The sequence below is a fragment of the Nitrosovibrio sp. Nv17 genome (genome assembly GCF_900119085.1).
Classification (GTDB): domain Bacteria; phylum Pseudomonadota; class Gammaproteobacteria; order Burkholderiales; family Nitrosomonadaceae; genus Nitrosospira.
The window spans coordinates 54677-74199 of the sequence record NZ_FPIQ01000012.1 but is presented as its reverse complement, the minus strand read 5'-3'; the positions used below and the strand labels follow the sequence as shown (position 1 = coordinate 74199).

General features: G+C 61.5%; 20 protein-coding genes and 1 pseudogene. 4 read left to right on the top strand and 17 right to left on the bottom strand.

The genetic code is table 11. The features are described from left to right. The 5 genes and pseudogenes from BT108_RS08505 to BT108_RS08485 form a co-directional block, all read right to left on the bottom strand. A pseudogene (locus BT108_RS08505) lies at positions 1–331 on the bottom strand (hydroxylamine reductase); the annotation flags it as partial. A gap of 324 nt (positions 332–655) precedes the next feature. Further along, positions 656–1054 carry a bZIP transcription factor gene (locus tag BT108_RS08500; RefSeq protein WP_072294108.1) on the bottom strand — a complete coding sequence of 133 codons (399 nt, stop codon included), beginning with the start codon at positions 1052–1054 and terminating at the stop codon, positions 656–658. A 38-nt stretch (positions 1055–1092) separates the two neighbouring features. Beyond that, the gene (gene sucD, locus BT108_RS08495) at positions 1093–1986 is read right to left on the bottom strand and encodes a succinate--CoA ligase subunit alpha (protein WP_072294107.1); all 894 of its coding nucleotides are present in this window, start codon (positions 1984–1986) and stop codon (positions 1093–1095) included. Then, positions 1970–3178, bottom strand: coding sequence for a malate--CoA ligase subunit beta (locus BT108_RS08490; RefSeq protein WP_072294106.1), 1209 nt, complete (start codon positions 3176–3178; stop codon positions 1970–1972). Before BT108_RS08490 ends, sucD begins: the two co-directional genes overlap by 17 nt. Positions 3179–3343: 165 nt before the next feature. Continuing rightward, positions 3344–4294, bottom strand: a complete 951-nt coding sequence (locus BT108_RS08485) for an HpcH/HpaI aldolase/citrate lyase family protein (protein WP_072294105.1) — start codon at positions 4292–4294, stop codon at positions 3344–3346. On the opposite strand from BT108_RS08485, the gene BT108_RS13815 reads away from it, so the two are divergent. Further along, positions 4286–4591 carry a hypothetical protein gene (locus BT108_RS13815; RefSeq protein WP_177257283.1) on the top strand — a complete coding sequence of 102 codons (306 nt, stop codon included), beginning with the start codon at positions 4286–4288 and terminating at the stop codon, positions 4589–4591. The genes BT108_RS08485 and BT108_RS13815 overlap by 9 nt on opposite strands. Positions 4592–4597: 6 nt before the next feature. Here the strand turns inward: BT108_RS13815 and mltG are convergent, their stop codons facing one another. The 9 genes from mltG to BT108_RS08440 form a co-directional block, all read right to left on the bottom strand. Further along, complete coding sequence (gene mltG / locus BT108_RS08480; protein WP_072294104.1) at positions 4598–5596, bottom strand: endolytic transglycosylase MltG; 999 nt, start codon at positions 5594–5596, stop codon at positions 4598–4600. Between the two features lie 242 nt (positions 5597–5838). Then, complete coding sequence (fabF, locus tag BT108_RS08475) at positions 5839–7086, bottom strand: beta-ketoacyl-ACP synthase II (RefSeq protein WP_072294103.1); 1248 nt, start codon at positions 7084–7086, stop codon at positions 5839–5841. A 35-nt stretch (positions 7087–7121) separates the two neighbouring features. Continuing rightward, on the bottom strand, positions 7122–7358 hold the full coding sequence (gene acpP, locus BT108_RS08470) for an acyl carrier protein (RefSeq protein ID WP_072294102.1): 237 nt from the start codon (positions 7356–7358) through the stop codon (positions 7122–7124). 145 nt (positions 7359–7503) lie between these two features. After that, positions 7504–8247 (bottom strand): 3-oxoacyl-ACP reductase FabG, encoded by a 744-nt coding sequence (gene fabG / locus BT108_RS08465; RefSeq protein WP_072294101.1) that lies wholly within the window; start codon positions 8245–8247, stop codon positions 7504–7506. A gap of 41 nt (positions 8248–8288) precedes the next feature. Further along, complete coding sequence (gene fabD / locus BT108_RS08460; protein ID WP_072294100.1) at positions 8289–9227, bottom strand: ACP S-malonyltransferase; 939 nt, start codon at positions 9225–9227, stop codon at positions 8289–8291. Positions 9228–9342: 115 nt separating this feature from the next. Further along, a complete protein-coding gene (locus BT108_RS08455; RefSeq protein ID WP_072294099.1) occupies positions 9343–10302 on the bottom strand; it encodes a beta-ketoacyl-ACP synthase III in 960 nt (319 codons plus the stop codon). Further along, positions 10299–11360, bottom strand: a complete 1062-nt coding sequence (plsX, locus tag BT108_RS08450) for a phosphate acyltransferase PlsX (RefSeq protein WP_072294098.1) — start codon at positions 11358–11360, stop codon at positions 10299–10301. Before plsX ends, BT108_RS08455 begins: the two co-directional genes overlap by 4 nt. A 74-nt stretch (positions 11361–11434) precedes the next feature. After that, entirely contained in the window at positions 11435–11614 is a 180-nt protein-coding gene (gene rpmF / locus BT108_RS08445; protein ID WP_072294097.1) for a 50S ribosomal protein L32, read from the bottom strand. 23 nt (positions 11615–11637) lie between these two features. After that, positions 11638–12144 carry a YceD family protein gene (locus BT108_RS08440; RefSeq protein ID WP_072294096.1) on the bottom strand — a complete coding sequence of 169 codons (507 nt, stop codon included), beginning with the start codon at positions 12142–12144 and terminating at the stop codon, positions 11638–11640. 161 nt (positions 12145–12305) lie between these two features. On the opposite strand from BT108_RS08440, the gene BT108_RS08435 reads away from it, so the two are divergent. Beyond that, on the top strand, positions 12306–12908 hold the full coding sequence (locus BT108_RS08435; RefSeq protein ID WP_072294095.1) for a Maf family protein: 603 nt from the start codon (positions 12306–12308) through the stop codon (positions 12906–12908). Beyond that, entirely contained in the window at positions 12905–13612 is a 708-nt protein-coding gene (locus BT108_RS08430) for an SAM-dependent methyltransferase (RefSeq protein WP_072294094.1), read from the top strand. The genes BT108_RS08435 and BT108_RS08430 overlap by 4 nt, the downstream gene beginning before the upstream one ends. 26 nt (positions 13613–13638) lie before the next feature. Here BT108_RS08430 and BT108_RS08425 read toward each other — a convergent pair whose 3' ends face one another. Continuing rightward, on the bottom strand, positions 13639–14586 hold the full coding sequence (locus tag BT108_RS08425) for a S49 family peptidase (protein ID WP_072294093.1): 948 nt from the start codon (positions 14584–14586) through the stop codon (positions 13639–13641). A gap of 15 nt (positions 14587–14601) precedes the next feature. Then, positions 14602–15597, bottom strand: coding sequence for an RluA family pseudouridine synthase (locus tag BT108_RS08420; protein WP_072294092.1), 996 nt, complete (start codon positions 15595–15597; stop codon positions 14602–14604). Between the two features lie 560 nt (positions 15598–16157). Here BT108_RS08420 and BT108_RS08415 point away from each other — a divergent pair. Further along, positions 16158–18893 (top strand): Rne/Rng family ribonuclease, encoded by a 2736-nt coding sequence (locus BT108_RS08415; RefSeq protein WP_072294091.1) that lies wholly within the window; start codon positions 16158–16160, stop codon positions 18891–18893. Between the two features lie 58 nt (positions 18894–18951). Here BT108_RS08415 and BT108_RS08410 read toward each other — a convergent pair whose 3' ends face one another. After that, positions 18952–19443, bottom strand: coding sequence for a low molecular weight protein-tyrosine-phosphatase (locus tag BT108_RS08410; RefSeq protein ID WP_072294090.1), 492 nt, complete (start codon positions 19441–19443; stop codon positions 18952–18954). Between the last annotated feature and the right edge of the window lie 80 nt (positions 19444–19523).

Sequence of the window (19523 nt, the reverse complement as noted above, 5' to 3'; positions counted from 1 at the left end):
CCGGCGATTCGTCCGTGTGACACTTCACGCACTCCGGACGCTCCACCACTTCCTTCATCGAGGACGGCGGCTTGTAAAATGACGCAGGATCCATGTACATGCTGTACGGTATCGGCTCCCAGTACTGCGCCAGCGCCCCCGGCCCCGACCCCGTCGCCGGATCCTTGTAGCGCTTCTTCACCGCTTCATACAGCTCCTTCGGACTCGCATCGTCCTCCAAACTCAGCGCCTTGTACAACTCCCGCGGTACGCTCGGAAAATCCGCCCACGACGATGCCGGCAACAACAAACACAGCACCACCCCCAATAGCCTGCACAATCCCACAGACATCTCTTCTCTCCTTTCCGTGTCAAAAGAACCGCAGACCGGCTGCGGCCAGTGTACATGTCACGGGATTATCCCCATGGCTTCCTTGCGAATACCCACTACGACCATGCACAAGGAGGTGCATCCATTGTTGTTGGTAGCCACGCAGTTTTATTGCGCCCGTACTTTATCGCCGGTTGATCCAAACAGGTAGCACCAGTCTTATGACTCTATGTGGTACCACGGATACCATTTTATTCACGCAAGCAGCCAACCACTGCAAACGAGAATCACTTACACCTCGCCATCCCTCCACGCCTCGAAGGAGTCGATGCTGCGGCACTCTCGTCATCCCCCTGCCGCCAGCCACACGATCCCCCCTGCCAGCACACCCATCAGCATGAGACAGATCGCCAGCAGCAGCCTCGCCCGGAGCCGGAGAATCCCGATGGCGTCGACAATGAGGGCATTCTGCTCGGCGAGCGACTTGATCAGTTCGGTGGAGGATTCCTGCTCGCTTCGCAGTTCCGCGATCCTGCTCTCCAGCAGACGGATGCGCCGCTCCAGGCGCCCGACCCGCTCATCCGCCGATGACGCCGGGGGTTCGGCCGCAGACTCGGCGAATGCGCCGGCATCTTTTCTGGTTTCGGAGAAGAGGTGCCTTGCGGCCTTGACGAGATGCGGGGCCGATTCCAGTACCTGCCCCCACGGAATGATCTTGAGCGCCGCCATCCAGCCAATCGCCATGCTCCACTCCTCCTCTTCGACAGGACGAGCCGAACGGATCAACCCGCCATGCCCGCCAGTACCGATGCCACGGTTTTTCCCATCGCGGCCGGTGTCGGGCAGATCGTGATGCCCAGCTCCTTCAGCATGGCCACCTTCTCCGCGGCGCTTTCCCCCGCGGACGAAATGATTGCGCCCGCATGCCCCATGCGCCGCCCTTCCGGTGCGGTCAGGCCGGCGATATAGGCGATGAGCGGCTTGCTCATGCTTTCCCTTGCGAAGATACCCGCCTCCACCTCTTGCGGCCCGCCGATCTCGCCTATCATGATCACTGCACGGGTGTCGGCATCCACCTCGAACTTCTCGAGGATATCGCGGTGCGAACTGCCGATGATCGGATCGCCGCCGATTCCCACCGAAGTCGATATGCCGATGCCGAGCCCTCGCATCTGGTCGGCCGCCTCATAGCCCAAGGTGCCCGAACGGGCCACGACGCCGACGTTCCCACGCAGGTAGATGTGCCCGGGCATGATGCCGAGCATCGCACGTCCGGGGCTGATGGTGCCGGCGCAGTTCGGCCCGGTCAGCACCATTCTTTCTTGGAGGGGAAAGCGGCGCAGGAAGTTCTTGACGGTCACCATGTCCTGGGTGGGAATGCCGTCGGTGATCGCGACGCAATAGCGGATGCCCGCATCGGCAGCCTCCATGATCGAATCCGCCGCGAATGCCGGAGGCACGAACACGATGCTGGCCTCCGCACCCGCCTGCTGCACCGCTTCCCTGACTGTATTGAACACGGGCAGGTCGAGGTGCCGCTGCCCTCCTTTCCCTGGCGTCACGCCTCCCACGACGTTGGACCCGTAGCGGATCATGTCCTGTGCGTGGAAGGTTCCGATCTTGCCGGTGAATCCCTGAACGATGATGCGTGTACGCTCGTCAACCAAGATTGCCATCTGTCTTCCCTTCGTTTTCTTTTTCGATCACCGCGTTGCAGGCCTGGACGACCTTCTCGGCAGCCTCGGCCAGGGTATCCGCGGTGATGATGGGCAGGCCGCTCGCAGCGATGAGGCGCCGCCCTTCCTCGACGTTGGTGCCGGACAGGCGCACTACCAGCGGAACGTGCATGCCGATGTTCCTGACGGCCTGGATGACGCCTTCCGCGATCCAGTCGCATCGATTGATACCGGCGAATATATTGACCAGCATGGCCTTGACGCCCTGGTCGGCCAGTACCAGGCGGAAGGCCTTCTCCGTACGCTCCGGCGAGGCGCCCCCTCCCACATCCAGGAAATTCGCGGGCTTGCCTCCAGCCAGCTTGATCATGTCCATGGTGGCCATGGCAAGGCCTGCACCATTGATCATGCAGCCGATGTCGCCGTCCAAGCCGACATAGTTCAGGCCCTGATCCGCCGCCGCCACCTCCCGGGAATCCCCCTGGCTCTTGTCGCGCAATTCGGCGATCTCGTGGTGGCGGAACAGCGCATTCTCGTCGAAACTCATCTTGGCATCCAGTATGATCAACTCGCCGCTGCCGGTGACGGCCAGGGGATTGATCTCCAGCATGCTGGCATCCAGATCCCGCAGGGCGCGATAGCAGCCTTTTATGGTTTTGACGGCATGGATCAACTGTGCGGTATCCAGCCCCAGAAAAAATGCCATATCGCGTACCTGGAAATCCTGGAGTCCCACCGCCGGCTCGATGTGTATCTTCTTGATCGCCCCGGGATCGGTCCCGGCCAACTCCTCGATATCCATGCCCCCGCGCGCAGAACCCACCATGACGATGCGCTCGGAACTACGATCGATCAGAAAACAGAGGTACAGCTCTTTTGCGATATCCGTTCCTGCTTCGACGTACACCCGCGAGCAGATCTTGCCCGCGGCGCCCGTCTGCCGTGTCACCAGATGCCTGCCCAGGAGGCCCTCGGCAGCCGCCTCGACCTCTTCATGCGTTCTGCATACCTTGATGCCGCCCGCCTTGCCACGGGCGCCTGAATGGATCTGAGCCTTCACGACCCAGACCTCTCCTTCGATCTCCCGGGCGCGCTGGACACTCTCTTCCGGACTGTAGGCAAGCCCTCCCTCCGCGATCTTGGCACCGTACCGTGCCAGAATTTCTTTCGCCTGATATTCGTGTATGTCCAATATGCCTCCTTTATGTATTACAGGGCAATGGAAGCCCGTCCTCCTCAAACCGGATCCTCAGCAGGTCCAGTCGACCCCCACGATAGCAAACGAATCTGAAATGACCGGTAGGGCGCTGGCACATGCGGTTGCATCCCTGCCGGAAAAGATGGTCGCGGCGATACTCTATTGGCTTCCTGCCGCGATGGCTTCCGCTGCCTGGACAACGTTGTTGGCCATTCTTGCCGAGGCGGCGTCGATCATGCGCCCGTCCAGCGCCGCGGCCCCCTTGCCCTGGGCGGCCGCCTCCGCCAGCGCTGCCAGAATACGCCTGGCCTTCTCGATTTCGGCAGCGGGTGGCGTGAACACTTCCTTCGCCAACGCGATCTGTGTAGGATGGATGGCCCACTTGCCTTCGCAGCCCAGCGCTGCGGCCCGCCTCGCTGCAGCCTGGTAGCCATCCGGATCCTGGATGTCGCCAAAGGGACCGTCGATCGGGCGCAACCCATAGGCGCGGCAGGCAACGGTCATGCGGCTGATGGCGGCGTGCCACTGATCTCCCGGATAGTCCGGATTGAGTCCGCCGATGTTGGTGGTACGGGCACGGTTGCTGGCAGCGTAGTCCGCCACTCCGAAATGCAGCGCCTCGAGGCGTCCCGAGGCGCCATGGCGGGCAATGTCCTCGACGTTGGCCATGCCCAGTGCCGTCTCGATCAGCGCTTCGATGCCGATCCTGTTCCGCAGGCCCTGCTGCATCTCCAGCTGACTCAGCATGGCCTCGACCATGTAGACGTCCGCATATACGCCAACCTTGGGAATCAGGATGGTATCCAGCCTGCTGCCGGCCTGCTCCACCAGATCGACCACGTCACGCACCATGAATTGGGTATCCAGGCCGTTGACGCGTACCGAGACGGTAACCCCGTGACCTTTCCAGTCGAGATCGTTGAGCGCCTCGACGACGTTCCTGCGCGCCCTTATCTTGTCGTCCGGCGCGACGGCGTCCTCCAGATCCAGAAACACGAAGTCGGCGCCACTTTTCAGTGCTTTTTCGAACATCGCCGGATTGGATCCGGGAACGGCCAACTCACAGCGCTGCACGCGTACCACGGATGCTTCGTAGAGTGTATGACTCATGCTCTCCTTCCTGATTGGGGGCAATTGAAATTCACAGGGAATGAATTTTCCGTTTGCCGCCACAAACCAGAAAACGCCACCTCCCACATTATTTTGCCCGTCATTTTACGTTTGAAGACGCCAATGTCAATTTTTTGCACCCATTTCCAGCATCTGGATACTGCAAAAACCGGTGACATCGGATTTCGCCACGCTGTCCGGCACAGGGATGTCCCGGTCTGCCTGCCGCTGCCGCATGCGCTGCCCCCAGCTCGCAAACAGGCGCGTCGAATCCTTCCGTGGACCAAGCGCCAGTAATGCGGATCACGATCCTTGCCGCTTCTGGTACTTCCATACGGCACGGTTGTGATCGGCAAGATTGTCGGAAAAATGGGACTCCCCATTACCCTTGGCGACGAAGTAGAGCGCAGTGGTCACGGCTGGGTTGAGTGCCGCCCGGATCGAAGCTAGGCCTGGCATGGCGATGGGCGTGGGAGGCAGGCCCACGCGCGTATAGGTATTGTATGCCTGGTCGGCAAGCAGATCCTGTTTGCGCAGATTGCCGTCGAATCTCTCTCCCAGACCATAGATGACGGTTGGGTCGGTCTGCAGCAGCATTCCCCGCCGCAGCCGATTGATGAACACACCCGCCACCATGGCGCGGTCACTCTCCCTGCCGGTCTCCTTCTCGACGATGGACGCCAGGATGAGCGCCTGATAGGGCGTCTCCAGCGGCAGGTCCGCGGCACGCGAGGCCCACGCTGCGCCCAGGTGTTTCTGCATCGCATGATAGGCGCGCCTCAATATCGAAAGATCGCTGCTGCCTCGTACGAAGAAATAGGTATCGGGAAAGAACAACCCCTCCGCCGATGCCTCGTCGGCACCGATTCCCTTCAGGATCTCCCCTTCGTTCAGCTCCGCCATGTCGTGCCGGATGGCCGGATGCGCGTCCAGGCTCTCCCGGATTTTCGAGAACGTCCAGCCCTCGATGAACCGGATATCCTTCTGATTGACTTCCCCGCGGGTGATACGCTGCAGCAGCTGCCAGGGTGAAATGCTTCCGGTGATTTCATAGTCGCCGGCCTTGAGCGACGACGAGAGATTCGTCGCCCGGGACAGCAGGATGAAGGACCAGGCGTCCGGCACCATGCCCGCATGGGCCAGCTGCTGTGCGACGCTTCTCAGGCTGCTGCCCGGCTCGATGGAAAACTCGTAGGGAACGACAGGAGGCTCGAAGGGCGTGACAACCCGGTAGCCCAACCATCCTGCAAACAGTATTCCACCCGCCAGCAGCAGAATGATGAGGCGTTTCAACGTTTGCATGTGCCGCAAGAGTGATGGGGCACGATCCGGTCGATCAATCGCCCGTATATCCGCCCGAGAAAATGATGGAGTGGGTCGGGTGCCATGGAAGCCGGCGCGCAGACGAATCCATGAAAGGACGGATCGTAGCGATGACTATTCATGCAGCGCCGGCAATACCGTCCATGGAAAGATTCACAGCAATCGATTCGCATCCGAAGCGGAGGGCAATCCGTGGTGATGCCCCCCGATACCGCCGTGGGTCAGATCCTGCGGAACACCAGCGTACCGTTGGTACCGCCGAAACCGAACGAGTTCGATATCGCCACACCGATCCTCATGTCCCGCGCTGCACCGGCGACGTAATCCAGATCGCAAGCCGGATCCTGATCGAAGATGTTGATGGTGGGCGGCGACACCTGGTGATGTATCGCCAGCGCACAGAAGACCGCCTCCACTCCCCCTGCGGCACCCAGCAGGTGTCCGGTCATGGACTTGGTGGAATTCACCGCCAGTCTCCTCGCGTGCTCGCCGAAGCAGCGCTTCACCGCGACGGTTTCCGCGAGGTCGCCCAGTGGGGTGGAGGTGCCGTGGGCATTGACATAATCCACCTCGTCGGCTTCGACACGGGCGTTTCTGATTGCATTGACCATGCAACGGGCAGCCCCCTCGCCATCTTCGGAGGGGGCGGTCATGTGGTAGGCGTCGGCACTCATGCCGAATCCCGCCAGTTCGGCGTAGATCCTGGCTCCGCGCTTCCTGGCATGCTCCAGTTCCTCCAGCACCAGCACCCCTGCCCCTTCTCCCAATACGAAACCGTCCCGGCCTTTGTCCCACGGCCGGCTGGCGGTAGCGGGATCGTCATTCCGGGCGGAAAGCGCCCGCGCCGAAGAAAAACCGCCAACGGTAAGCGGCGTCACACAGGATTCGGTACCCCCTGCAACCATGATGTCGACATCACCGTACTCGATCAGGCGTGCCGAATCGCCGATACAGTGCGTGGCGGTGGTGCAGGCGGTAACGATCGCAAGATTCGGCCCCTTGAACCCGAACATGATGGACAGATTTCCTGCAATCATGTTGATGATGGTGCTGGGAATGAAGAACGGCGAGATTTTCCGGGGACCGCCCGCATGGTAGGCGTCATGGGTCTGCTCGATCATCGGCAGCCCGCCGATCCCGGAACCGATATTGACGCCGATGCGCTCGCGGTCGAAGCCGGCGTCCGTGATCTCCTCGATGCCGGCATCCTTGACCGCCTGGATCGCCGCTGCCATGCCATAGTGGATGAAAATGTCCATCCGGCGCGCATCCTTGGGAGAAAGGTAGTCGGTGACCTCGAAGTTCCTGACTTCTCCAGCGATACGGGATGAGAACTCGGAAGCGTCGAAACGGGTGATATGGTCGATGCCGGACTTACCCGCGATCACGCTGGCCCACGCATCCGGAACGGTATTCCCAATGGGCGAGATGATGCCAAGCCCGGTGATAGCGACCCTACGCCTCGACAAAACGGCTCCGACAGGGGGATGCGTCTATATGAAGATTAGCTGGAGTGGGAATTGATGTAATCAATGGCTTGCTGGACGGTATTGATTTTCTCTGCCTGTTCATCGGGAATTTCGCACTTGAATTCTTCCTCGAGCGCCATGACCAGCTCCACGGTATCCAGTGAATCCGCACCCAGATCATCCACGAAGGATGATTCGCTCTTGACATCGGCCTCGTTCACTCCCAGCTGTTCGGCCACGATTTTTTTTATGCGTTGCTCTACATTTTCCATCTAGATACCTCTTCTCCGGTAAGAAAACGCCGTCATTCTAGCAAGTTTTCGATGTTAATAGAATTACCACTCCGACAGGCCGAAAATAACCCTATGACATATGGCCGACATCCGGATTCCATCCAGGAGCCAAGATGCCTTCCCGTCAATCCATGTACATCCCGCCATTGACATGCAGCGTCGCTCCCGTGATGTAGCCCGCATCCGGCGAGGCGATGAATGCGACGGCCGCGGCGATCTCGCCGGGTTGCGCCAGCCTGCCCAGAGGTACGAGCCCGATCAGTTCATGGCGCTGCCGTTCGCTCAGCGCTCGCGTCATGTCCGTATCCACGAAACCCGGTGCGACGCAATTGACCGTGATGTTGCGGCTCCCCACTTCGCGCGCCAGGGACTTGCTGAAACCCGCCACCGCCGCCTTGGCCGCGGCATAGTTGGCCTGTCCGATATTTCCGGTCGACCCGACCACCGACGAGATATTGACGATGCGTCCGTATCTTGCCCTCATCATGCCCCGCAGCACCGCACGGCTCAGGCGAAAAACCGCCCTGAGATTGGTATCCATGATCTCGTCCCACTCTTCGTCCTTCATGCGGACGAGCAGATTGTCACGGGTGATGCCTGCATTGTTCACCAGTACGGAGACGTCCCCAAACTTCCGACGCACCTCATCCATGACAGTGTCGACCTGAAGGGCATCGTTTACATCGAGCACCATGCCGCCGCCCGCGATCCCCGCCTCGTTCAGATAATGGTCGATGGCCCGGGCCCCCCCCTGGCTGGTGGCGGTTCCAACCACCGCGGCGCCCCGCCTGCCGAGCTCGAGCGCGATTGCCTGTCCGATGCCCCGGCTGGCGCCGGTCACCAATACGACCTGATCTAGCAGCGGCATGAGCCTCCCGCCCGGTTATACATTGATGAATCGGATGCACATCATGCCAGCGCCTCTGCCGTCCGCCGGATCGCGACATCATCCGTCAGGGCGCTCCCCCGCATATTTGGCTCGATACGCTTGATCAACCCCGACAATACCTTTCCCGGGCCGCACTCCAGCACCTGATGGATTCCCGCGGCTGCCAGCGCATGAACGGTTTCCGTCCAGCGTACCGGTTCACACAGCTGGCGCACCAGAATACCCTTTATTTCTGCCGGATCCGCATGCCACCGCACATCCGCATTGTGCAGCACCGGTATCCGGGGAGACATGAAGGTCACCTGCTCCAGCTTCTGCCGCATCCTTTCTGCCGCCCGGGACATCAGCGAGCAATGCGAGGGGACGCTCACCGGAAGCATCAGGGCTCGCCTGGCCCCAGCCGACAATGCCAGCTCCATGCCCCGCACCACCGCGTTCCTGTGGCCCGAGATGACCACCTGCCCCGGAGAATTGAAATTTGCCGGCTCCACCAACTCCCCGTGCGACGACTCCACCACCTGCCTGCATACCCTGCGCACGCTCTCGTCGTCGAGTCCCAGGATCGCCGCCATGCCACCGGCCCCCTCGGGTACCGCCTGCTGCATCATCTCCGCCCGAAAGTGCACCAGCGACACGGCATCGGCAAAGGTCAACGCTGCCGCGGCTACCAGCGCGGCATATTCCCCCAGGCTGTGCCCCGCCACGAACGATGGTGGCGCCTTCCCCAGGCTTTCCCATGCACGGTATACCGCAACGTCTGCCGTCAGCATCAGGGGCTGGGTATTGACGGTCAGATCGAGCCTGTCGGCCGGCCCCTCATTGACCAGGGTCCACAAATCCTCTCCCAGCACCTCGGATGCCTCGTCGAAGGTGGCTCGTACCACGGCAAAGCCGGCATACCCGTTCATCATTCCCGGCGATTGAGACCCCTGACCGGGGAACACACACGCGTATTTCATGGCAACCGCGGCCGTTGCCCGCCCCCCCGGGCGCCTGCGGGGGATACGAACCATCCGCTGCGGATGAGCTCCGGACAGGTGTGCATATTCAGCCTCTTCCGTCGATATCCCGGCCCTACCAGCGAATCAGGGCCGATCCCCAGGTGAATCCCCCGCCCACGCCTTCCAGCAGTACATGGTGCCCGGGCTGGATGCGCCCGTCGCGCACCGCGGCGTCGATCGCCAGGGGAATGGAGGCCGCGGATGTATTTCCATGCCGATCGAGGGTGACGACCACCTTCTCCATCGAAATGCCCAGCTTGCGCGCGGTCGATCGAATGATGCGAATATTGGCCTGATGCGGAACCAGCCAGTCGATATCGGAGACCTGCATGCCGTTCTCCGCCAGGGCCTCATGCACCACTTCCTCCAGGACCCTGGTCGCGAACTTGAAGACCGTGTTGCCATCCATCATGATGAACGGATTGCCCTGCACCTTGCCGCCCCCGATGCTGCCGGGGACCGACAGCAACTTGCTGTAGCTGCCATCGGCGTGGAGATGGGTCGACAGGATTCCCGGCTGGTCGCTGCGGGAAAGCACGACCGCACCCGCGCCATCGCCGAACAGAACGCAGGTGCTGCGATCGCTCCAGTCGAGGATGCGCGAGTAGATCTCGGTACCCACCACCAGCGCGGCACGACACTTGCCGGCACGAATGAACATGTCCGCCGTGGCCAGCGCGTACACGAACCCGCTGCACACCGCCTGCACGTCGAACGCGGGGCAGTCCCCTATCCCCAGCTTGTCCTGCAGAATGCAGGCGGTGCTGGGGAAGACCATGTCGGGTGTCGTGGTGGCGGCAATGACGAGATCGATATCGGCGATCGACACGCTCCCCGCTTCCATCGCCGCCCGGCTGGCATTGAGCGCCAGATCGCTTGCCGCCTGATCGTCTGCTGCGATTCGGCGCTCGGCAATGCCGGTACGTGTCCGGATCCACTCGTCGCTGGTATCCACCATGCGCTCGAGATCATGGTTCGTGAGGATCTTTTCGGGCAGATAGCTTCCCGTTCCCACGATACGCGAATACGTCATGTGGGATACTCCTCGAGCGCGGACTGGCGATACGTGAGCGACCCCCCCGATGGGCGCGACAGTCCCGCCGCACGTTCGCTCAGACGATGCAGCATTCCCCCGCGCACCTCGTCCGTGGCACGGGCGATCGCACACGAGAACGCATAGCCGTCGGCAGCCCCGTGACTCTTGATGACGACACCTCGCAGACCCAGCAGGCTTGCACCGTTGTACTGCCGGTGATCCACCCGGCGCTTGAACGCATTGATGACCGGCAGCGCGATCAGTCCCGCGAATCTGGTGAGGGGATTTCGTCCGAATTCCTCGCGTAGAAAGGTGGACAGCATTTGCGCCACGCCTTCGGATGTCTTCAGGGCCACATTCCCGACGAAACCATCGCACACGACCACATCGGTCGTTCCCTTGTAAATGTCGTTGCCCTCGATGTTTCCATAAAAATTGAGTCCGCTGTCGCGCAGCAGCTCCGCAGCCCGTTTCACGACTTCATTCCCCTTGATCTCTTCCTCGCCGATGTTCAGCAACCCGACGCTGGGCCTTTCCTTGCTCTCGACGGAAGAGACCAGGGCCGCTCCCATGACGCCGAACTGTAGCAGATGCTCGGCCTCGCAATCCACATTCGCCCCCAGATCCAGTACATAGGTACGTCCCCGCATCGTGGGCAGCACCACCGCAAGGGCGGGACGGTCGATGCCCGGCAGCATCTTCAGCACGAAGCGCGAGGTGGCGATCAGGGCGCCGGTATTGCCCGCACTGACGCACGCCTGGGCTTCGCCACGCTTTACCAGATCGAGCGCGACCCGCATGGACGAGTTCTTTTTATTGCGCAATGCCAGGGCGGGAGATTCGTCCATGCCCACGATCTCGCTCGCGGCCTGGACCCTGAGCCGGGGATCCGATCCAAGCCGGGCAGCATGCAACTCCAATTCGATGGCGTCCGGCATGCCCACCAGTATGACGTGCGTGCCGGAATGGCGGTGGAGGTAATCGACAACCGCAGGAACCGTCACATGAGGGCCATGATCGCCGCCCATGCAGTCTATGGCTACGGTGATATCCAATATGAGCGCCTTTGGGACTGGCGACCTGCCGGATCACGCAGGGACATCAACGCCCTGGAGCAACCGGCGAGGCCCTAGTCTTCCTTGGTCTTGATGACCCTCTTGCCACGATAATAGCCATTGGGGCTGATATGGTGGCGCAAATGGACCTCCCCGGTGCTGGAGTCCACGGTCAGGGGCGAGCGGGTCAGGAAATCATGCGAGCGATGCATGCCGCGCTTGGAGGGGGATTTCTTGTTTTGCTGGACTGCCATGACGCTTCTCCTTCAAATGGGTCTCAATGCAGCATCTTCATCTTCAGCTGCGACAGCGCCAGGAAGGGAGAGGATCGATCCATCCCGCCCCCGTCTCTGCCTCCGATCGTACATGTGCCTTCGGCGTGGCGTGGCGAAGCCGGCAGATCGAGTATGATCTCATCCTCGATCAGTTTCAGGATCTCCAGATCCGGCTCCGCCAGAATGACGTCCAGCGCCTCGTCCTCGTTCAGCCGGCAGAGCTCTGTCTCGTCCCTGGCCAGCAGCAGAACCGACCGCAATTCCAGCTTACGGCCGATCGCCTCCAGGCAACGCTGGCATCGGAGGCTCAGCAGGCCCTGCACCACCATGCGCACCACCGGTCTGGCGGATTCATCCAATGCACCTTCGAGCGTATATGCCAGTTCACCGCCCCGGTCCACCAGATAATCCCGCAGACGCTCGAACTCGGAAACCGGGATTTTACCATGATGCCGCCCAGCATTACGGGCAAAATCGATCACATCGGCAATGACGAATCGTTTCGGCATGGTTGCAGGTACTGTAGGGCTTCTCGGGCCCATCCCGTGGGAACCTTCCACCGCGAGGCGCCCCTGTTTGATGGCTCGGCGGCTTTGGTATTAGAATTCGGGGCTATTCACACGGCGCGCATATTATATCCTTTGCATCCAGGTGTCAAAATCCCCCAGGAATGGAATTGAGCCCGCACTCACCCGCCCCGCCTCTCATACTGGGCTCCAGTTCCATCTATCGCCGTGAACTGCTCGGACGTCTGCAGATCCCGTTCGAAGTTTGCAATCCGGAAATCGATGAAACGGCATTGGCTGACGAAGCGCCGGAGATCACCGCATCCCGCCTGGCGGTAGCCAAGAGCCGCGCGGTCGCCGCGCTTCATCCCGGTGCACTCATCATCGGCGCCGACCAGGTGGCGGTACTGAAAGGCCGGCACCTGGGCAAGCCGCTGGACCGTCCCAATGCCATCCGTCAACTACGACGGATGCGTGGCAGGGAGGTCGTATTCCACACCGCCCTGTGCCTTCTCAACGCCGCCAGCGGCCACATGCAGGCACGGGTGATCGATTCGCGCGTCAAGTTCCGCGCTTTCAGCGATCGGCAGATCGAGGGTTATCTGGATAGAGAACAGCCCTATCACTGCGCGGGCAGCGCCAAGGTCGAGGGATTGGGCATCGTCCTGATCGAACGCATCGTCAGCGACGACCCCACCGCACTGATCGGCCTGCCGTTGATCGCACTGGTGCAGATGCTGGAACGGGAAGGCGTAAACATCGTATGACGCCCGGCACCCTCTACCTCATTCCCACCCCGCTGGGAGAAGAGGACGGGGCCTGGACGATTCCGTCCGCCGCCAGGCAGTGCGTGGCGAGACTCGATCACTATGTCGTCGAACACCCCAGGACCGCCCGGCGATTCCTGAAGCGGATCGGCTGCGCCCTGCCCCTGCAGCAGATCAGCATGCAGGTACTGGATGAGCATACCCCTCCCCGGGAGGTGCCGGATCTGCTGGCCCCTCTTCTATCCGGCCATGATGTGGGGCTGTTGTCGGAGGCGGGTTGCCCCACGATCGCCGACCCTGGCGCGGAACTCGTACGCCTGGCCCACCAGCACCACCTCCGCGTGGTGCCGCTGGTGGGCCCCTCTTCCCTGCTTCTCGCCCTGATGGCGTCAGGACTGAACGGCCAGCGCTTCGTGTTCCACGGCTATCTCCCCCGGGATCGCAGTCGACGCACGGAGGCCATCATGCGGCTGGAGCGGGATTCGATCGTCCATGACCGTACCCAGATATTCATCGAAACCCCCTACCGGAACCAGGCATTGCTGGAATCCCTGATCTCGGTCTGCCGCGCCGGCAGCGCGCTTTGCATCGCCTCCAGCCTTACGTTGAAAGACGAGTATATCTCCACCCGGAGGATCGATGCATGGCAGCATGCTCCAGCGACACTCGACGGCAAGCCTGCCATCTTTCTGCTGCAGGGCTAATCCTTCCGGACGCAATCCACCCGCCGTCACCGCAGCCCCCAGCTGCCTCCCGCACCGACCAGCGCCTCCGCCATCACCGCCCCGAAGCGCTTGGCAAAGCGCTCGGCAAACCCCTCGCGCGTCGTGTAGTCCACGATGCGCTCCGCCTGTATCACCTCGCGCGCCACGTATTCCGCACTCCCCATGGCATCGGCGAGACCGAGTTCGATACTTCTCTGACCCGTCCAGACGATACCGCTGAACAGTTCGGGGATCTCCTTCAGCCGATCCCCCCGGCCTTCCCGGACCACCTGGATGAACTGCGCGTGGATATCGCCCAGCATTTCCCGGGCGTACGCCTCCTCCTCGGCATTCGGTGGGGAAAAAGGATCGAGAAAACCCTTGTTTTTCCCGGCCGTGATCAGGCGCCGGTCGATGCCGAGCTTTTCCATCGTTCCGGTAAAGCCGAATCCGTTCATGAGCACGCCGATGGAACCAACTACACTGGCCTTGTCCACGAAAATCCGGTCGGCCGCGACCGCAACGTAGTATCCTCCCGAGGCGCAGATGTCCTCGATCACGGCGTAGAGCGGTATCTGCGGATACTCGGCACGCAAGCGACGGATCTCGTCGTTGATATGACCCGCCTGCACCGGGCTGCCGCCAGGGCTGTTGATGCGCAGGATCACGCCCTGCGTTTTCTGGTCCTTGAACGCGCTCTGCAGGCCGGCATTCACGTTTTCCGCACTACTGACGGTATCGGGCGCGATCACACCGCGCAGGTCGACCAGAGCGGTGTGCTTCCCCGACAGGGATATCTCGCTGTCACCCAGCCATCCCAGGCCAAAAAACAGCAGCAGAAACAGGTAGACGAAAGTCAGCGACTTGAAAAACACACCCCATTGCCGGGTCCTGCGCTGCTCTCGCACGGAAGACAGCACGAGCTTCTCCAGCAATGCCCTGTCCCCCTCGTGATGCTTGTCGGAATCCGCCATGATTTGTCCTCGAGATCAGGCCCTGTCCAGCCCATCCAGAAATTCCTGCAGTTCTCCCGCCAGCGGCGTCTCCAGCAGCAGGCGCCGGCCCGTCACGGGATGTGTCACGTCGAGTCGCAGCGCATGCAGGAACATGCGCCCCAGGCGCGGCGGTTCCCCGCTTCTAGCGAGCTGGCGGTTCCATGCGAAATCCCCATACTTGTCGTCGCCCGCAATGGGAAAACCCAGATGCGCGAGGTGCACCCGGATCTGATGCGTGCGCCCTGTCTTCAGCTCCGCCTCCAGCAGGCTGAAGCCGCCATGAACGCCTCTCAGCGTGAACACGGTGTGGGCCGCCATTTTGCCGGGCAGGTCCCCGCGATCCGGCGCCACCACGGCCACGCGCCGCTCCCCGGACGACGTCAGGTACCTGCCGAGAGGCAGTTTAACGCTTTGCCTGATGTTGCGCCACTTGCCACGCACCAGTGCCATATAGTACTTTCCCACCGAGCCGACGCGAAACTGCCGGTGCAGCTCGACCAGCGGCCCCCGACTTTTGGCGAGCAACAGGATGCCGGAGGTTTCCCTGTCGAGGCGATGCACCAGTTCCAGGAATTTCCAGTCGGGATGCTGGGCACGCAGTTGCTCGATGACTCCGAAACTCAGGCCGCTGCCGCCGTGAACCGCCAGCCCCGCCGGCTTGTCGATCGCCAGCAGCGCCCTGTCCTCGTACACCACCCTGAATGCAACGAACGCGGATCTGTCGATGCTCCTTCGGGAAACAGCGCCATCGCCCGCCATCCTCACCGGGGGAATGCGCACGACGTCTCCGGGTCGAAGCGCCTGGTCCGCCCCGACGCGCCTGCTGTTGAGCCGCACCTGCCCGCTGTGCAGCAACTGGTAGATATGACTCTTGGGCACCCCCTTGAGATGCCTCATCAAAAAATTATCGATGCGTTGGCCGCTGCTCTCCTCGCCCACGATCTCCCTGGCGACGGGGCGCACGTGAAATTCTTTGCGTAAATCCCTCATTCTACTTATACTTGTCAATTCGAAGTGCCAGTACGCCCCTGATCCGGTACGCAACATGGTGCCGTCGATGGAATTCTGTCCAAGCAGGATGGGGTTGACTTCGAGAATCTGGTTAACATCGTTCACCAATGCAAGTAACGATGGTAATTGATTTGCGCGCTCAAAGCACACGTAGATTTCAGTCTTGGTTTCGCGGCACCCGTCCGTACGATGGAACCGCCGTCATCGAAACCTGATCGACGTTTAAATTTTCGGATCCTGCTTGCCGAACAAGCAGGATCCCTGGCAATCCGCCGGATTTGAAGAATCGAAGCAGCAAGGCGCCCGGACGCAATCTACGTATCACCCGGATCCCTGCAACGGATTTCTTGGCCCCGGCAGTCTGCTAGCGACCAGCCAGAGAAACAGTCATCGTCCGATAAGTCATTGTTCATCGTTCACCAACATAGCCAAGTCCCATATGATGAAGCTGCCCGACTGACAATCTCGTATACGCGCGCCGGATGCAGTCTCCCCGCGCGTAGGCTGTCCCCCCGTGAACTGAGCGCGGGAGACATATAATGAAACGCATGCTATTCAATGCGACACAGCCGGAGGAACTCCGTGTCGCCATTGTCGACGGTCAGAAGCTCATCGACCTAGACATTGAATCCGCCGGCAAGGAACAACGCAAGAGCAACATCTACAAGGCGGTAGTCACCCGCCTTGAGCCCAGTCTCGAGGCCGCCTTTGTCGAATATGGCGGCGAACGTCACGGTTTTCTCCCGTTCAAGGAAATTTCCCGCTCGTACTTCAAGGACGGCGTGGATTCGGCATCCAGCCGGGTACGCGTGCAGGATGCATTGCACGAGGGGCAGGAGCTCATCGTGCAAGTGGACAAGGACGAGCGGGGAACCAAGGGCGCCGCACTCACCACCTACATCTCGCTGGCGGGCCGCTATCTGGTGCTGATGCCCAACAATCCCCGCGGGGGCGGCGTGTCGCGCCGCATCGAAGGCGAGGACCGCGCGGAACTCCGCGATGTCATGTCGAAGCTGGATGTTCCCCCGGGAATGAGCATCATCGCCCGGACCGCCGGCATCGGACGCAGCGAGGAGGAACTGCAGTGGGATCTCAACTATCTCCTGCAGCTGTGGCGGGCCATCGAGGATGCGTCGAAGAGCCAGAGCGGCGCTTTCCTGATCTATCAGGAAAGCAGCTTGGTCATCCGTGCCATTCGGGATTATTTTCACCAGGAAATCGGCGAAATCCTGATCGATACTGAAAGCATTCACGAACAGGCCTGCCAGTTCATGAGCCATGTCATGCCGGCCAACGTGAACCGCGTCAAGCTCTACCGGGACGACGTGCCGCTGTTCTCCCGTTTCCAGATCGAGCACCAGATCGAGACCGCCTACTCGCGGCAGGTGACGCTGCCTTCCGGCGGCGCCATCATCATCGACCATACCGAGGCCCTGGTATCGATCGACGTCAATTCGGCGCGTGCCACGCGCGGCACCGACATCGAGCAGACCGCATTGAATACCAATCTGGAAGCCGCCGACGAGATTGCACGGCAGCTGCGCCTGCGCGACCTGGGTGGGCTGATCGTGATCGACTTCATCGACATGGAAGTCGCGCGCAATCAGCGGGAAGTGGAGAATCGCCTGCACGAGTCGCTGCGCTACGATCGCGCCCGCGTTCAAACGGGAAAGATCTCCCGCTTCGGGCTGCTTGAATTGTCGCGCCAGCGGCTGCGTCCCTCACTGGGCGAAAGCAGCTACATTTCCTGTCCCCGCTGCCACGGCACCGGACACATCCGCAGTACCGACTCCTCCGCGCTGCACATCCTGCGGATCATTCAGGAAGAGGCGATGAAGGAGAATACCGCGGTGCTCCACGTCCAGGTGCCGGTCGACGCCGCCACCTACCTGCTGAACGAGAAACGGGCCGATATCCACGCCATCGAGGCACGCCTGAAAGTCAATATCGTGCTGATCCCGAACCTGCATCTGGAAACCCCGAACTACAGCGTCACGCGCCTGCGCCACGACGAGATCAAGCCTGGCGGTATCCAGACCAGCTATGAGCTGGTGGAAAACCCCAATCCCGCGCCAGAAGCCATTTTGCCGGCAGCACAGGAAGCCAGGCCGCAGCGGCCGCAGGCGGCAGTACGCGGCATCACGCCCTCACAACCTGCACCGGTACGTGAACTTGAAGGGATTCGCCCTGCCCCCGTGGAGCACTCTCTCCTGGACCGGATGCTGGGCTGGTTCAGGCAGATAGGGGGCGGGGAGCGGACATCCTTGCCACCGCCCGTTCCGGCCGTGGCACCACGGCCGGAACGGGGACACGGTCGACGTGACCGCAGCCGTGATGGCGAACACTCGAGCAAGCCGGTTCGTGCCGGCCAGCGCACCCGCGACGGCCACGGCAGCGATGCGGCGCCTGCTTCCGCCTCAGCCATGGAGTCGGCACCACGGCGTGAAACAAAACCCCAGGGCGAGCGCGCCAGCCAGAAAAAACCCCTCCGCGCACCTCGTGAGGAGAAGAAGCGCGAGGTCAAACCCTCAGCAGGCGAGGAGCAGCGATCCGCAAACGGCGAGCCGGTGTCATCCGGGGAGGAAAGCAGCCGGCGCCGGCGCCGTGGCGGAAAAGCACGGGAACGCTCCGAGCATACCGCCATCGAAAGCAGGCAAGCCAATGGGCAGAATCTCCCATCCAGATCAAATGTTCACGCCCCGGCTGGAAAAGACCCGGCAACCACAGCCGCTTCTGCCACATCCCCGGAGAGTATAGCGGCCACAGCCACATTGCCGACGACCCATCCGCATCCCGGGACGGCGGCAGCCCACACCTCGGCAGCCGGACCAGAAACGGCACCGAGGCATCCTGTCGAACCCACCACAGCGGTATCGGCCGGGGCCATCGCCGGACACGGCACGCCCCGATCCCTGGGAGAACCGGTGACGGAATCACCACTACCGAAAGCCTTGCCCGCTGCGGAAGCCGCACCCGTTTCGATCGAGGAGATCACGGAGATGCGGGATAGCGCACCCATATCCATGCCAGCGGCCGCCGGCGAATCCGTTCCTGAATCACGCGCATCCTCGCCGGAGCCGCTCCCGGTCCCCGCCGATGTCGATCTGGCGGGAAGCGGCCTGATCATGATCGAGACCCTGCCGGACAAGACCAGCGTGATGGAGACCGACAATGAAACGCCACCCGTTGCTGGCGGCCGGCGGCGCAGGCGCACAACCCCTGCCCCGCGAGTGGAACACGACGAACCACTGGTACAGGTCGAAACGCACGACTAGATATTCCTTCAGCCGCAAGCACTGCCGTGCTTGCGGCACCTCTCACGGCCCGGCCGGATCAGGGAAGACGCGTCATCCTTTCGCTGCAAATCTGGTCGAGCAGATTCCTTCCTGCTTCCTCCACCAGGTCGAGAACATGCTCGAAACCCTGCTGCCCGCCAAAATAAGGATCCGGCACCTCCTTCATCCCCTGGGAGAATGTGTTGCTGTACTGCATCAGCAATCCCAGCTTGTGGCTGTGCCGGTCGGGACATTCCCGTTCGAGCACGGCGAGATTGTCCTGGTCCATTGCCAGGATATAGTCGAACGTCTCGAAGTCCCGCCGGCTGACCCGGCGCGCCTGCAATCCCCGGGTATCGTAGCCACGCCGCTGCGCCGCCTTCTGGGCACGCTCATCCGGCGGATTTCCCACGTGGAAGTCATGGGTGCCCGCGGAATCGACATGAATGGCATCACCGAGCCCTGCCAGCCTTACCTGGTGCCGGAATACCGCTTCCGCGGTCGGTGAACGGCAGATATTGCCCATACACACGAAAAGAACCTTGATCATGCCATGCTTCCGATCGATATGTTATGCTGGATTCTCAAGCCACCGGAATTCCTGTACGCCTGCCGCGAGAGTTTACCAAA